The 13314-nt window shown below is 63.1% G+C and carries 11 protein-coding genes; 5 read left to right on the top strand and 6 right to left on the bottom strand.

Annotated elements, in window-relative coordinates:
- Positions 1-33: 33 nt before the first annotated feature.
- Entirely contained in the window at positions 34-1197 is a 1164-nt protein-coding gene (locus tag SINAR_RS0120270; RefSeq protein WP_028000760.1) for an aminotransferase class I/II-fold pyridoxal phosphate-dependent enzyme, read from the top strand.
- Positions 1198-1551: 354 nt separating this feature from the next.
- Here SINAR_RS0120270 and bmt read toward each other — a convergent pair whose 3' ends face one another.
- Together bmt and SINAR_RS01000000133715 are read right to left on the bottom strand one after the other, a co-directional pair.
- On the bottom strand, positions 1552-2559 hold the full coding sequence (bmt, locus tag SINAR_RS0120260) for a betaine--homocysteine S-methyltransferase (protein ID WP_028000759.1): 1008 nt from the start codon (positions 2557-2559) through the stop codon (positions 1552-1554).
- A gap of 108 nt (positions 2560-2667) precedes the next feature.
- Positions 2668-3585, bottom strand: coding sequence for a LysR substrate-binding domain-containing protein (locus tag SINAR_RS01000000133715; RefSeq protein WP_050577527.1), 918 nt, complete (start codon positions 3583-3585; stop codon positions 2668-2670).
- A 100-nt stretch (positions 3586-3685) separates the two neighbouring features.
- Here SINAR_RS01000000133715 and SINAR_RS0120250 point away from each other — a divergent pair, with 100 nt between their 5' ends.
- A complete protein-coding gene (locus SINAR_RS0120250) occupies positions 3686-4093 on the top strand; it encodes a tautomerase family protein (RefSeq protein ID WP_028000758.1) in 408 nt (135 codons plus the stop codon).
- A 45-nt stretch (positions 4094-4138) separates the two neighbouring features.
- Here the strand turns inward: SINAR_RS0120250 and SINAR_RS0120245 are convergent, their stop codons facing one another.
- The 3 genes from SINAR_RS0120245 to SINAR_RS1000000135600 form a co-directional block, all read right to left on the bottom strand.
- Entirely contained in the window at positions 4139-5185 is a 1047-nt protein-coding gene (locus SINAR_RS0120245) for a quaternary amine ABC transporter ATP-binding protein (protein ID WP_028000757.1), read from the bottom strand.
- Between the two features lie 236 nt (positions 5186-5421).
- The gene (locus SINAR_RS0120240) at positions 5422-6420 is read right to left on the bottom strand and encodes a glycine betaine ABC transporter substrate-binding protein (RefSeq protein WP_028000756.1); all 999 of its coding nucleotides are present in this window, start codon (positions 6418-6420) and stop codon (positions 5422-5424) included.
- A gap of 464 nt (positions 6421-6884) precedes the next feature.
- Positions 6885-7028: a hypothetical protein gene (locus SINAR_RS1000000135600; protein WP_084617555.1), complete on the bottom strand. Its 144-nt coding sequence runs from the start codon at positions 7026-7028 to the stop codon at positions 6885-6887.
- Positions 7029-7272: 244 nt separating this feature from the next.
- On the opposite strand from SINAR_RS1000000135600, the gene SINAR_RS0120230 reads away from it, so the two are divergent.
- The 3 genes from SINAR_RS0120230 (at position 7273) to SINAR_RS0120220 (ending at position 11931) form a co-directional block, all read left to right on the top strand.
- Positions 7273-8727 (top strand): cobyric acid synthase, encoded by a 1455-nt coding sequence (locus tag SINAR_RS0120230; RefSeq protein ID WP_028000755.1) that lies wholly within the window; start codon positions 7273-7275, stop codon positions 8725-8727.
- Positions 8728-8813: 86 nt separating this feature from the next.
- Positions 8814-9629 (top strand): alpha/beta fold hydrolase, encoded by an 816-nt coding sequence (locus SINAR_RS0120225; protein ID WP_028000754.1) that lies wholly within the window; start codon positions 8814-8816, stop codon positions 9627-9629.
- Positions 9630-9753: 124 nt separating this feature from the next.
- Positions 9754-11931 (top strand): CHASE2 domain-containing protein, encoded by a 2178-nt coding sequence (locus SINAR_RS0120220; RefSeq protein ID WP_028000753.1) that lies wholly within the window; start codon positions 9754-9756, stop codon positions 11929-11931.
- Between the two features lie 69 nt (positions 11932-12000).
- On the opposite strand, the gene SINAR_RS0120215 is transcribed toward SINAR_RS0120220, so the two are convergent.
- Positions 12001-12909, bottom strand: a complete 909-nt coding sequence (locus SINAR_RS0120215) for a FecR family protein (protein WP_028000752.1) — start codon at positions 12907-12909, stop codon at positions 12001-12003.
- Positions 12910-13314: the final 405 nt, after the last annotated feature.

Raw genomic sequence — 13314 nt, 5'->3', positions numbered from 1 at the left:
CACCGAGCCTTGCCTCCAAAGGGAAGAAGATCCATGACAACCTTGCCGCCCTTTCGCCTCGAGAAACATTTTTCGCGCTGGGAGTTCACGGCGCGGCACCACATGACCGCGAGCGACAGCGAGACCATGTCGATGGCGGAACTTCTTTCCCTTGCGGACGACGCCGATCGAGAAGCGTGGGAACGGCTGACGCTCGGCTATACCGAGACCTACGGCGCGCCGGCGCTCCGCGAGGCGATTGCGTCGACCTATGAGGGGCTTGCGCCGGAAGAAGTCCTCTGCTTCGCCGGTGCGGAGGAGGGACTCTATTGCGCCATGCTGGCTTTGCTCGGTCCCGAGGACCATGCCATCGTTACGGTGCCGAATTACCAGTCGATGGAAACGCTGCCGGTCGCGATCGCCGCCTCGGTCAACGGCGTTGCGCTCAGGCCCGAAAACGGCTGGCAGCTCGACATCGACGACGTTCGGGCGGCGCTGCGGCCGAATACCAAGCTGGTCGCCGTCAACTTCCCCAACAACCCGACAGGCGCTACTGCCGAGCCTTCGACTTTCCGGGCACTTGCCGCGCTTTGCGCCGAACGTGGCATCCATCTCTTCAGCGATGAGGTCTATCGAGGCCTCGAACGCCAGGAAGATAAGCGCCTGCCGCAGGCGGCCGAACTCTTCGAACGCGGCGTATCGCTCAACGTCATGTCCAAGGCCTATGGTCTGCCAGGCCTCCGGATCGGCTGGATCGCCTGCCGCGACCGCACGCTTCTTCAGCGCATGGAAGGCATGAAGCATTACCTCTCCATCTGCAATTCCCGGCCATCGGAAGTGCTGGCGACGATCGCATTGAAGTCCCGAGAGCGAATCCTCGACCGCAATCGCGCGCTCTGCACACGGAACCTCGAAGAGCTCGGCGCCTTCTTCGCCGAATTTGCCGATATTTACGAGTGGCAGGCGCCGGATGGCGGTTGCGTCGGTTTCGCGCGCTATAGCGGGGCGGACGGCGTGGAGGAGCATTGCCGAAGCCTTGTCGAGGAGTCGGGCGTGCTATTGCTTCCGTCGAGCCTTTTCGTCTCCGATCTCCTGCCAGTCACGCTGGATCGCTTCCGCGTCGGCTTCGGCCGCAAGAACATCGAAGCGGGTCTCGATGCCTGGCGTCACCACCTGCTACGCAAGCGAGGCGTGATCGGCGCGTCGGCTCGCCGCTGAATCAGTATCTGAAGGAAGAGACCATGCTTCTCGACGGCAAGGGAGCGGTGCCGTCTGACCTTCGGATCGTGACCGACAGCTATCGAAGACTATGTGCATTTTTCCGAGGACGCATCCCGTCATCTTGGCACAGCGCTTCGGTTCTACCCGGCATTTGCCAGCGCTGCGGAATACGGCTGCACTGGGGAGCGCGGCCGGCTCGGGACACCTCGTCGCGGAATTTGCGAACTCGCCCGACAAGCCGCTCCGGTGAGCGCCGGCGCGGACGCATTCCTGCAGTGGCCTCGCGCCCATCGTTCAGGCCGCACGGAACAGGCTAGCTCCGGATCGTTCCCGGAGCTTCGCCGGGAGGAGCTATGCGCGCCGGCGGCGCTCGCGGGCGGCAGGGCCTTCATTCGCGGACTTGTTACGCAATGGGCCGATTTTCTCGACGATCGTTTCGAGCGTCGGGCGTTCACCCCTGGTGTGATTGTCGATAGCAAGGCGCATTGCGGCCAGGTGGCTGCAGGAGGTGCCGCAACAGCCGCCGATGATCCTCGCGCCGGCGTCGACGGCCAGCCGGGCATATTCTGCCATCAGCGGCGGCGTGCCGGAATAGTGGATCTCCGAGCCGCGAAACTCGGGAATGCCGCAATTGCCTTTGACGACGATAGTAGCCTCCGGCCTTGCAGCCGTCATGTCGAGGAGGGAGGAAAGGATGTCGGACGCCCCGACGCCGCAGTTGGCGCCGACCGCGACCGGGCCCTCGCCGATATCGGCGGCGACGCCGTGAATGTCTTTCGGGTGCAGGCCCATCATCGTCTTGCCGGCGGTGTCGAAGGAGCCGGTGTAGACATAGGGAAGGCCGACCTTCGCGGCGGCTTCCGCGGCCGCTCGAATCTCGTCCGGAGAGGACATCGTCTCGATCCACGCGACTTCCGCACCGCCGGCCTTCAGGCCCTCGATCTGTTCGACAAAGGCTGCAACTGCGTCCTCATAGGAGAGTGCGCCGAGCGGGATCAGCAATTCGCCCGTCGGGCCGACGGAGCCAGCGGTAATGACCTTTCGCGGCGCCTTGTCGGCGACGGCGCGGGCGATCTCTGCCGCCCGCTTGTTGAGCTGATGGACCCGGTCGTCGGCCTGATGCAGCTTCAGCCGGTGGCGCGTGCCGCCAAAGGAGTTGGTAAGAATGATGTCCGCGCCGGCGTCCACGAAATCCTGATGCAGCTTGGTTATGTTGTCCGGTTTCGTCTCATTCCAGATTTCCGGTGCCTCACCCGCTTCGAGTCCCATGGCGAAGAGCGACGTGCCCGTGGCGCCATCGGCAAGCAGGACGCCCTTCTGGACGAGGAGATCGGACAAGGCATTGGCTGCAGCGGACATCGGTTTTTCCCGGCTGAATGAAACTGCAGCAAGATATAAAGATATCTTTATGTGTTGGCAACAGAATTGCGCGAGTCAAGCTGAAAAGCACCGCCGGACGCGAAGCAGTCAGCGGCTCCCAGAGCGGGATGAGGAAAGGTGCGCGCGGTTTTCCGGCCTCATCCCGCTCCGAGCACCGGAGCGCGGCAACTCGTCGGCCAGGAGCGTGGCGAGATCGGCTGCGGGCTTCTCCGCCCGGACGCGCAGGCGCAGGCTGAACTCCGCTGGCGGCAGGGCTGGCAACGCGAGATGCTCTGGAGCACGCTCGACGCCAGCGTCGAGAAACCGTTCCGTTCGGGTCGTCACGGCGATGCCGCTCAGGACGGCGGCACGCAAGCCCGAAAGACTGGGGCTCGTGGCTGCTATCCGAAAGCGGCGTCCGGCTCCCTCGAGGGCCGATATGGCCGCGGCGCGGAAGCCGCAGGGAGGGTCGAGCACGGCGAGGGGCACTTCCTCTTCTTCCGCCGCCAGGCCCCGGTCGGAGCAGAGCCAAAGCATCTGTTCGCGAAGCACGAGCAATTCGTCACCTGTAGCGGCTTGATGCATGGCAAGAAGAATGTCGACCTGGCCCTGGTCGAAAGCGGCGGCCAATTCCCTAGATCGGCCGATTCTCAAGTCCAGGCGAATGCGAGGATGGGAACGCGCGAAACGGCGCAGCAGTCCAGGAAGCATCGTATCGGCGAAGTCCTGAGTGCTGCCGAGGGAGATTCGCCCATCGGCGCGCGCACCCTTGAGACTCAGCCAGGCGTCGCGATGCGCATCGAGGATCCGCCGGGCATGCGCGGCGAGTTCCTCTCCCACGGGCGTGAGCACGCGGCCGCGTCCCGCGGGCGCAAGAATGCGCTCGCCGATCAGCGCTTCCAGCCGCTGCATCTGCGCAGTTACGGCCGAGGGCGAGCGGTTGACGGCCATCGCCGCTCGTGCCAGCGAGCCACCTTCGGCGAAGGCGAGGAGGGTGCGCAGCAGTTCGGGATCCATCGGGCTCATACTTCAATTCTACGGAAGTATTCATGCAAGACAATTCGATTTTCTTAACGTATTCGCGATGGCATGTTGAGGCGGTGGACATTTCGAAGAGGAGCCTGCCATGCCCATCGTCAACATCAGCGTTACCGGACGGCCGGAAGCGGAGCTTTCCGCGAAAATAGCGGCAAAGGTGAGCGACCTCACGCAGGCGCACCTTCGCAAGGACCCCACGGTAACGGCCGTGGTGGTTACCTACGTCGATCCGCGGCACTGGTTCGCGGGCGGCAAGTCGCTTGCATCGCAAGAGGCCAGCAGTTTCTGGCTCGACATCAAGATCGTGGACGGCACCAATACGAAGCAGGAAATGGCCGGCTATGTCGAAGCGATCTTTGGGGCTTTCGCGGGGCTTCTCGGAAAGATCCATCCGGAAAGCTACGTGCTCGTGCATGAGGTGCCGCCGGCCGCCTATGGCTATGGAGGTAAGACGCAGGAGTTCCGATACATCAGCGGCAAGCTGGCCGCCGCTTGAACATCCCGCAAGAAGGGGCGCCCCGGCGGGCGCCCCTAATGCGCGTCAAGCCGCCTGCCGGTCGTCATGCGTCATCGGCGTGACCATCGCCGAGATGATCATCTGCAGGTCGACCGTACCGACCGGGCGGCCGTTGGCGTCAACGACATGCGCGTTGCTGATGTGGGCATCGGTCATCATGCGGGCGGCGGCTTCGAGCACCGTTCCTGCGGGGAGTGACAGGCCCTCCGGATTGCCGGAAAGCGGCCGCATGATCGTTTCGACGTTGATCACACGCCCGCGGTTCACTTCCTTCACGAAGGCCGTGATATAGTCGTCGGCTGGGGCGAGGACGATCTCCTGACCGGTCCCCTGTTGCACGACGCGGCCGTCGCGCAGGATGGCGATCTTGTCGCCGAGCCTAAGTGCCTCGTCTAGATCGTGCGTGATGAAGACCACGGTCTTCTTCAATTCCTTCTGCAATTCGAGCAGAACGGACTGCATGTCGACGCGTATCAGCGGATCGAGTGCGGAATAGGCTTCGTCCATCAGCAGGATGTCGGCGTCGTTTGTGAGCGCACGGGCAAGGCCGACGCGCTGCTGCATGCCGCCCGAAAGCTGATTCGGATAGTGTTTCTCGAAGCCTTGAAGGCCGACGCGCTCGATCCAGCCGAGCGCACGCTTTTCGCTTTCGCGCCGGTCCACGCCTTGGATTTCCAGGCCGTAGATGGTGTTCTCGAGGACGGTCCGGTGCGGCAGCAGCGCGAATTTCTGGAACACCATCGCCGTCTTGTGGCGGCGGAATGCGCGAAGATCGTTCTCGTTCATCTTGCAGACGTCGACGCCGTCGTAGAGGACTTCGCCGGCGGTCGGATCGATCAGCCGGTTGATGTGCCGGATGAGCGTCGATTTGCCGGAGCCGGACAGTCCCATGACGACCGTTATGCAGCCGCCCGGCATGGAAATGTTGATGTCCTGCAGTCCGAGCACGTGGCCGTGCTTTTCGTTGAGTTCGGCCTTACCCATCCCCTTCTCGACGAGTTGGACGTATTCCTCCCCGCGTGGGCCGAAAATCTTATAGAGGTTCTTCACCTCGATTGCGTGACTAGCCATGGACAACCTTTCCCCTACTTGGCTTGGAGCTTTTTTGCGCCGGCTGCGTTTTTGTGGCGCCTTCTCCTTGCATCGGAACTGTGACAGCGGAACGCGCCGACCGCTTTACTGTTTGCGACGCAGCTGCGGCTCGTGCGTCGCGCATCAGGCAGTTTAGAGCGGATGAGGAAAACTGTGCGCGTTTTCCGCCCGCATCCGCTCCAACTCTCAAGAATCGATCAAAGCCCCGGAACGGATCAAAGCGCCGCCTTCACCTTTTCCGCGACACTCGGGCTTACCCACGGCATCCATTTCTCCTGGAAATTCTCCAGGAAATATCGAGCGGCGTCCTCGTTCGTGCCGCGGGTCTGATCCATCCAGGCCAGAACCTTGTTGACCGTCGCGTTCTCCCATTGCCGCGCCTCGACGTAGTCCATGGCGCTACCCGCTCTATCGGCAAAGGCCTTGGTCACCACGGTGTAGACGTCCGAAACCGGATAGGAATTCACCTTTGGCGCGGGGCAATCCGGAACGGCCGTGCAGGAGTCCCATTCCGCCTTGTCGTGGTCTACGCCGAAGGACAGCAAGGTCATCTCGTACTTGCCGAGTACGGCGGTAGGGGCCCAATAATAGCCGAGCCAACCGGTCTTCTTCTCGAACGCGTCGCCGATCGACGCGTCAAGCCCGGCGGCGGAACCGGGGTCGATCAGTTCGAAGCCGGCCTTTTCGGCTTCGAGCGCCTTGTAGAGGTTGGCTGTGGAAAACTGGCAGTTCCAACCGGCGGGGCAATTATGGACCGCTCCCTTGGCGGGATTGGAAGGAGAGGGGAAAAGGTCCGGATGCTTCAACGCGTCCTGGACCGTTCGGATATCGGGGTGTGCGTCGGCGATGAATTTGGGAATCCACCAGCCTTCGACACCGCCCTCGCTCAAGATCTTGGCGCCCTCGATGAGACGACCTTCCTTGACTGCGGTGTCGAAGGGCGTTCGTACGGAATTGATCCAGAGTTCCGGCACCATATCAGGCTGTGCCTTCTCGTTCATCGAGGTAAAGGTTTGCATAGTGTCGCCGGAGACGAGCTTCACGCTGCATCCGTAGCCGTTTTCCAGAATGAACTTGTCCACGTGAGCCGCAACGCCGGCCGAAGCCCAGTCCATGGCGGCGATGCTGATGCTGCCGCATTCGGCCGCTTGGGATGAGGCCGCGACAGCCCATATGCCTGCCGAGAGGACGAGGGGAGCAAGGAGTTTCTTCATTCCGTCGACACCTTCACGTCAGTGCCCCACGCAGGGTGGGATGGAGCGCCGCCCAACCGCTCCACGCGCGCTGAACTGCCAGCCGGCAATCTTCGTTGTCATTGCGGCAAGCGTAAGTGTTCGCGTTGAGAAATCAACCTTTCAATCCGGCGGTGCGCCGCGGCGGCGTGTTCCGTCGCTACATGCTGGCGGCACGAAGCGCCTAGGCAGCGAAGCCGGCGAAATTCACATTTGGTTAAGACCTCGATAACGATCCGGTAAGGTTGTGGGGATAATTGTCTGTCTGCGGCGGGCGACTGCCGCAGGTCCGGATCAGGTAGTGCGTACCGGACCCGATTCAGCGGAACGATCTTACGGCCGCACCCTTCCGTTCCGAAGGTCGGGTGCGGCCGTTTTTTGCATTTCGGCACCAGCGCCAAGAAGCCGCCGCGGAACGCAGCGGCCTCGGACGCGACGTGGCGCCTCTATCCGACGTTGGACGTGCGGATGAAGCCGAGGGGACCGATCGGCGCTTCCGCAACGACATTGCGGACGCGGGACTGGCCGTTCGGCGCCTTGGAGTTCCAGGCGATCTGGACGAAATTGGGTTTGCTGAAGACGAACAGCATGGCTTTCTATCTTGGGAGACCGGGTGATTTTCCGGCGTGGTTTCGATGCCGCGGATATAGGCGCTTGCCGGTACGACTTGAATGCCAAGCTCGGCACGGCATGTCGCAATTGCGCTAGTTCACGAGGTTTCTTCACGTGCTTGAAGAGACCGGAGGCGTACCGTGATCGCCGATGACGCAATCATGGCGAAATAGCGTCGGAACAGAGCTTTGCGGCAGGAGGTTTCGGTGCTACGGGGGAGGCATGACACGCAGGATCATGCTTCAGGGAACCGGCTCGGATGTCGGAAAATCAGTACTGGTGGCGGGCCTCTGCCGGCTTGCTTCCAATCACGGCCTCAGCGTAAGGCCATTCAAACCCCAGAACATGTCGAACAATGCCGCCGTTGCCGACGACGGCGGCGAGATCGGCCGTGCCCAATGGCTTCAGGCGCTAGCCGCGCGTGTGCCGTCCTCCGTGCATATGAACCCGGTGCTTCTGAAGCCGCAATCGGACGTGGGCAGCCAAGTCGTTGTCCAGGGAAGGGTGGCGGGTCAGGCCAAGGGAAAGGAATACCAGGCTCTCAAGCCGGGGCTGCTCGGATCCGTCATGGAGAGTTTCGAACAGGTATCTGCCGGTGCCGATCTCGTGGTCGTCGAAGGGGCCGGCTCGCCCGCCGAGATCAACCTGCGCGCCGGCGACATCGCCAATATGGGATTTGCCACTCGTGCTGAGGTGCCCGTCGTTCTTGTCGGCGATATCGATCGCGGCGGCGTCATTGCGTCCCTGGTCGGAACGCATGCGATCCTGCCGGAGGACGACCGACGCATGGTCACCGGCTATCTCATCAATAAATTCCGCGGTGACGTGACGCTCTTCGACGACGGAATCGCTTCGATCCGTCAGTTTACCGGCTGGCCGTGCTTCGGCGTCGTACCCTGGCTGAAGAGTGCCGGGCGGCTGCCCGCCGAAGATTCGGTCGTGCTCGAGAGGCTGGCGCGGGGCAACGGCAAGGCGCTGAAGATCGCCGTCCCCGTGCTCTCGCGGATCGCCAATTTCGACGATTTCGATCCCTTGGCCGCGGAGCCGGACGTGGACATCGTCTTTGTCCGGCCGGGCGCGCCGCTTCCCGACGATGCGGCCCTGGTCGTCATACCCGGTTCCAAGTCCACCATTGCCGATCTCGAGGATTTCCGAAGTCAGGGCTGGGACCGGGACCTCGACCGCCATGTGCGGCGCGGTGGTCGGGTCGTCGGTATCTGCGGCGGATATCAGATGCTCGGAAGCCGGGTTATCGATCCGCTGGGCATCGAAGGCGGCAGGCGCGAGATCGAGGGTCTGGGGCTGCTATCGGTCGAGACGGAGATGGCGCCGGAGAAGACGGTTCGCAACAGCCGCGCTTGGTCGCGGGAATACGACGTCGCGCTCGAAGGCTACGAAATCCATTTGGGCAAGACGACGGGCGCCGATTGCGGCCGCGCGCCGGTCGAAATCGACGGCCGTCCGGATGGAGCGATATCGGCGGACGGCCGTGTGATGGGAACCTATCTGCACGGCCTTTTCGGAAGCGACGCCTACCGTGCCGCGCTGCTCAATAGCTTCGGTATCGAGAGCGGGGGCGGCAATTACCGCCAGTCGGTGGATGCGGCTCTCGACGAGATTGCCGGGGAACTCGAAACGGTACTCGACCGGGCATGGCTCGGCACACTGCTGGGGTAGGGCCCTGCGAACCGAGCCCGTTTGGAATTTCCTGCCGCGGACCGTATCGTGTCGTCAGCGCAGAAAACCTCGTGGAAAGGTTCGGAATGCAGCAATACGACGATGATCTTCAGCGTTTCGAAGCCCGGGGCGCACCGGCTCTGCCACCGGCCGCCGAGCAGGGCCATGTGGAGCACGATGGCGCCCGGATATGGTATTCGACATACGGCACCGGAGCCCCGGTCGTCCTCTTGCACGGCGGCCTGGGACACAGCGGCAACTGGGGCTATCAGCTTGCTCCGCTTCTTGAGGCCGGCCGTCGCGTCGTACTCGTCGACAGCCGCGGACATGGGCGCAGCACGCGCGATGGGCGGCCCTACAGCTACGAATTGATGGCGTCTGACGTGCTTGCCGTCATGGACATGCTGCAGCTTCAGAAGTTCGCCGTGGTGGGCTGGAGCGACGGGGCGTGCATCGGCCTCGTTCTTGCGAGCGAGGCTCCATCGCGCGTTGCCGGCGTCTTTTTCTTCGCATGCAACATGGACCCGAGCGGTGTGAAGGAATTCGAGGCCACCCCGGTCATCGATCGTTGCTTCGCCCGGCACCGGAAGGACTATGTCGAGCTGTCGGCGACGCCGGATGAGTTCGACGACTTTGTCTCGGCCGTTAGCGAGATGATGAAGACGCAACCCGATTATTCGGCACGCGACCTCGGCGGAATCCGCGTGCCCGTCGCGATCGTGCAGGCCGAGAAGGATGAGTTCATAAAAAGGGATCACGCCGCGTATCTCGCCCGGAGCATTCCCGCCGCCGAACTGATCCCGCTTCGCGGCGTCAGCCACTTTGCGCCACTGCAGAGACCCGACGTGTTCAATGGCGCCATGCTCGCGTTCCTTGGGAGGATACTTCCGGCCGGGACCTGAGGCGCTCGAGCCGTCCTGACGTTCTCCGTTGCATACGGCCTGCGAAAAATGCAGCATGGTTTGGGATCAGGACGGTTTCCTCGCCGGTTTGCAGGCGACGGCATCCGGCGCGAAGGGCGCTGCCATGGCACGCACTCAGCTAGTAGGGGTCATAGTCGGCCTTGCGATCGTCGCGGCACTCACAGTGTTGCGTGCAAGCGATCCGCCACCCTTGCGTCTCGCCCGCGATCTCACCTTCGACGAGTATCAGCGACTGGCCCCGCGCAGCTTCGAGAACGTTCCGGTGCGCGTCGTCGACATCGACGAGGCCTCCCTGGCAGAGCTGGGTCAGTGGCCGTGGCCGCGCGATCGCGTTGCAGACCTGGTGGACCGGCTTTCCGAAATGGGTGCGGCCGTCATAGCCTTCGACATCCTGTTCTCCGAACCCGACCGCCTTTCGCCGCGCAGCGTCATGCGCGATGTCGCCGGTATCGATCCGGCGCTCCTTGACCGGCTGCCGGACAATGACGAGATCCTCGCCCGGTCGATAGGCGACCGGCCCGTCGTTCTGGGTTTCGGCATTTCCAACGCGGGAACCTACCGGCCGCCGGTTAAGGCGGGCTTCGCCTTCACCGGGGAAAGCCCGGTCGATGCGCCGCCTCGGCTGACGGCCGCCACGCCCCTGCGGCCGCAGCTCGAAGCCGGCGCCGCCGGTCTGGGGCATATCAGTCTCAATCCCGGCAGCCCGTCGGCGGTCGTGCGCGCCGTCCCGCTGCTGTTGACTGATGGCGAGCAATTCTATCCGAACCTGGCTCTCGAAGCGCTGCGCGTTGCCCAGGGCGCCTCCACATACGTCGTCGCCGGTGCTCCGGACGCGCGTGATACCATCACACTGATCAAGGCGGGCGAGTTCGTGGTGCCGGTGACGGCCGCGGGCGAACTCTGGCTGTATGTCAGTCCCGATCACGCCGAAAGATATGTTTCGGCTGGCCGGGTGCTGGCGCCCGGTGGGGCCTCCGCCGAAACGAGAGCGGCGATCGAAGGCAGCATCGTCTTCGTGGGCACTTCGGCAGCCGGGCTGCAGGATATTCGCACCACGGCTCTCGGGCACAACGTGCCCGGCGTGTCGCTGCACGCGCAGACCGTCGAGCAGGTTCTCTCCGGCCGCTTTCTCTCCCGCCCGGACTGGGCGGACGGGCTGGAGATCTTCGCGATCGCTGTTGCCGGCACCGTGCTCGTTCTGCTGACGACCTTCGTCAGCCCCGCCGTCGCGCTTGCCTGCGGCCTGCTGGTCACCGCGCTGGCCCTCGTGGCTTCCTGGTGCGCCTTTCTGTATGCGGGCGTGCTTTTCGATCCTCTGGCGCCGATCCTCGCCGGATCGATCACCCATTTTGCGGCGACCGCATATCGATTCCTGGTCATAGACCGGGAGCGGCGCGTAGTCCGGCGCGCCTTTGGGCAGTACCTGTCGCCATCGCTTCTCTATCGCATCGAGCATACGCATGACGCCCTGCGTCTCGGCGGGGACGATCGTGAGTTGACGATCATGTTCGTCGACGTGCGCAACTTCACTGAGATCAGCGAGCGTCTGGCGCCGGGAGAGGTGGTCCGGTTCCTCAATACGCTTCTCGACGCCCTGAGCCGCCATGTCATCGCGAACGAGGGGACGCTCGACAAGTTCATCGGCGATTCGATCATGGCGTTCTGGAATGCGCCCGTCGACGTCGCGGATCACGCCGACAAGGCCGTCCACGCCGCCTTGGCCATGCGCCAGACGCTTGCCCGCCTCAATGAGAGCGATGCCTTCGGCTTCGGAAGTGAACAAAAGGTGGCGATCGGTGTGGGGATTCATACCGGGCTTGCCTGCGTCGGCAATATGGGGGCGGAGATGCACTTCAACTATTCGGCGGTCGGCGACGCGGTCAACGTCGCCGCCCGGATCGAGGCCGCGTGCAGGGACGTCGGCTTCGATATCCTCATATCCGAGACGACGGCGAATTTGGGCGGGCGATGCGCCTTGCTGGAGGCGGGGGCGCTGGCGCTGAAAGGCAAGAGCTCGCGGACGTCGGTATATGCCGTCGTCGGTGACGAGCATATGGCCGCTTCCGCCGAGTTCTCCGAGCTGCAGCGCATTCACGAACAGTTGATCGGGACGATGCGTTCGAGGTCACGGCCAAGCCGCCAGTTGATCAACGCGGCAAAGCTCAAGGCTCCGGCTCTGTGTGGCGGATTATCGGATTTCTATCGCCGCATCGGGCGCCGCGCGGACCACTTTGCCGGTGAATCCTTGCCGTTCGCAAACGAAGTCAGGTCCGCCGAATAGAGAAGTCCGGCCTATTGCAGCTACGCGTCTCGGCGCGCAAAACCGTTACACGGTCTTCCTCATCCCGTTCTAGCCGCGGCCCTTCGTCGTGCCTGTTTCCAGCTGTCCGTTCTTGCCGCTGTCCTGACCCTTCTTGCCGGCGTCCTGTCCTTTTTTACCCGTATCCTGCCCCTTCTTTCCCTTGTCGAGGCCACGTTTGCCGGGCTCGTTGCTGGGCGTCTTGCCCGGGCGCGGCGCCTTTGGCGGGCTCGCCTTTTCGGGCGGCTGCGCGCGTTCCGGCGTAGTCGGCTTGACTTCGATAGCGGCCGAAATACCGCAGCTGCCGCTCATGCTCGCAAAGGAGGCGGACAGTTTTTGATCGCCAGAAAGAAAAGGCAGGGCCTTGCGGTTGCCGAGCGTCGCGAGCGTGCGGCGACTGGCCCTGTGCGTGTCCGTCATGGCGCCGTTGCGTTTCGCGATCACGCAATCGCAGCGCTGCGTGAGTTGCTGGCATCCCGACGGGCCGCAGAACCGCGCCGCACCCTCCAAGAGAACGATTGCCGTCGTTCCGTCGTCGCCGATGTAGAAATCAAACGCGGTTCCTCGTACGCCGATCGTTCCGGCCGGTGTCAGGATCTGATAGGCGGAGTGCTTGGAGTTTCCGCTGATCCAGCGGAAGGTACCCTTGGCAGCGGCGACCGTGAGTTTCTGTACCGATTTCGAATCGTCGAAGACGAACTTGTCTATGACGACGGAAGAACCTGCTCCCACCGCCAGCTTACTGCCGTCGCGGAACACGAACTGGCCGAGCCCCGACCTGGAAGTGCGGATCTGTTCGTCCCGATGAACGGCATCCCGTACCGCAAGCGGGCCGGCGCTGCCGGTGACGGCCGTTCTGATGCGAACCGCTTCTCCAACCGGTTCGGCGGCAATTGTCGGCATGGAACCGTAAAGCGCTGCGCCCAATGCAGCGATTGCGGCACGACGCAGGTAAAACATCGCACCCTCCACGACGATCCTCTGCGACCGACATGGTCCGGGATCATGTGCGCGAACGAGAAAAACCGTGTCGACACGACGTCGCACCGGCCCCCAAGCGATAATTATTATCATGGCGCGGGCGGATGTGTCTGCTTACCCGTTCGGAGTAGCGGGCGATGAAATGCGGTTTCTGCCGTATTCGGCGAGCGCGGTGTCGCAGGTCGTCGATTGACTTTGCCGCCGGCGCTTCATAATTAACGCAACATGGATGGTTCCCTCGTGCCGAAGGTGGGGCGGGGGAGTAAATGGGAATGTGACGGGGCGGACCCACGCCGGGCGCCCTTATCGCAGCCGACCCCGCGACTGTAGAACGGTCAGGGTTCGCCATCGGGCATTTCGCCGGTTTTCGACGATCCGCATGGG

It is taken from the genome of Sinorhizobium arboris LMG 14919 (genome assembly GCF_000427465.1).
Classification (GTDB): Bacteria; Pseudomonadota; Alphaproteobacteria; order Rhizobiales; family Rhizobiaceae; genus Sinorhizobium; species Sinorhizobium arboris.
Note: the sequence above shows the minus strand (reverse complement) of the source record. Positions and strands in the feature narration are given on the sequence as shown.

Excerpts from the sequence above, each read along its gene's own strand:
- SINAR_RS0120270 (WP_028000760.1), top strand. The coding sequence starts at position 34 with ATGACAACCTTGCCGCCCTTTCGCCTCGAGAAACATTTTTCGCGCTGG.
- bmt (WP_028000759.1), bottom strand. The coding sequence starts at position 2,559 with ATGTCCGCTGCAGCCAATGCCTTGTCCGATCTCCTCGTCCAGAAGGGC.
- SINAR_RS01000000133715 (WP_050577527.1), bottom strand. The coding sequence starts at position 3,585 with ATGAGCCCGATGGATCCCGAACTGCTGCGCACCCTCCTCGCCTTCGCC.
- SINAR_RS0120250 (WP_028000758.1), top strand. The coding sequence starts at position 3,686 with ATGCCCATCGTCAACATCAGCGTTACCGGACGGCCGGAAGCGGAGCTT.
- SINAR_RS0120245 (WP_028000757.1), bottom strand. The coding sequence starts at position 5,185 with ATGGCTAGTCACGCAATCGAGGTGAAGAACCTCTATAAGATTTTCGGC.
- SINAR_RS0120240 (WP_028000756.1), bottom strand. The coding sequence starts at position 6,420 with ATGAAGAAACTCCTTGCTCCCCTCGTCCTCTCGGCAGGCATATGGGCT.
- SINAR_RS1000000135600 (WP_084617555.1), bottom strand. The coding sequence starts at position 7,028 with ATGCTGTTCGTCTTCAGCAAACCCAATTTCGTCCAGATCGCCTGGAAC.
- SINAR_RS0120230 (WP_028000755.1), top strand. The coding sequence starts at position 7,273 with ATGACACGCAGGATCATGCTTCAGGGAACCGGCTCGGATGTCGGAAAA.
- SINAR_RS0120225 (WP_028000754.1), top strand. The coding sequence starts at position 8,814 with ATGCAGCAATACGACGATGATCTTCAGCGTTTCGAAGCCCGGGGCGCA.
- SINAR_RS0120220 (WP_028000753.1), top strand. The coding sequence starts at position 9,754 with ATGGCACGCACTCAGCTAGTAGGGGTCATAGTCGGCCTTGCGATCGTC.
- SINAR_RS0120215 (WP_028000752.1), bottom strand. The coding sequence starts at position 12,909 with ATGTTTTACCTGCGTCGTGCCGCAATCGCTGCATTGGGCGCAGCGCTT.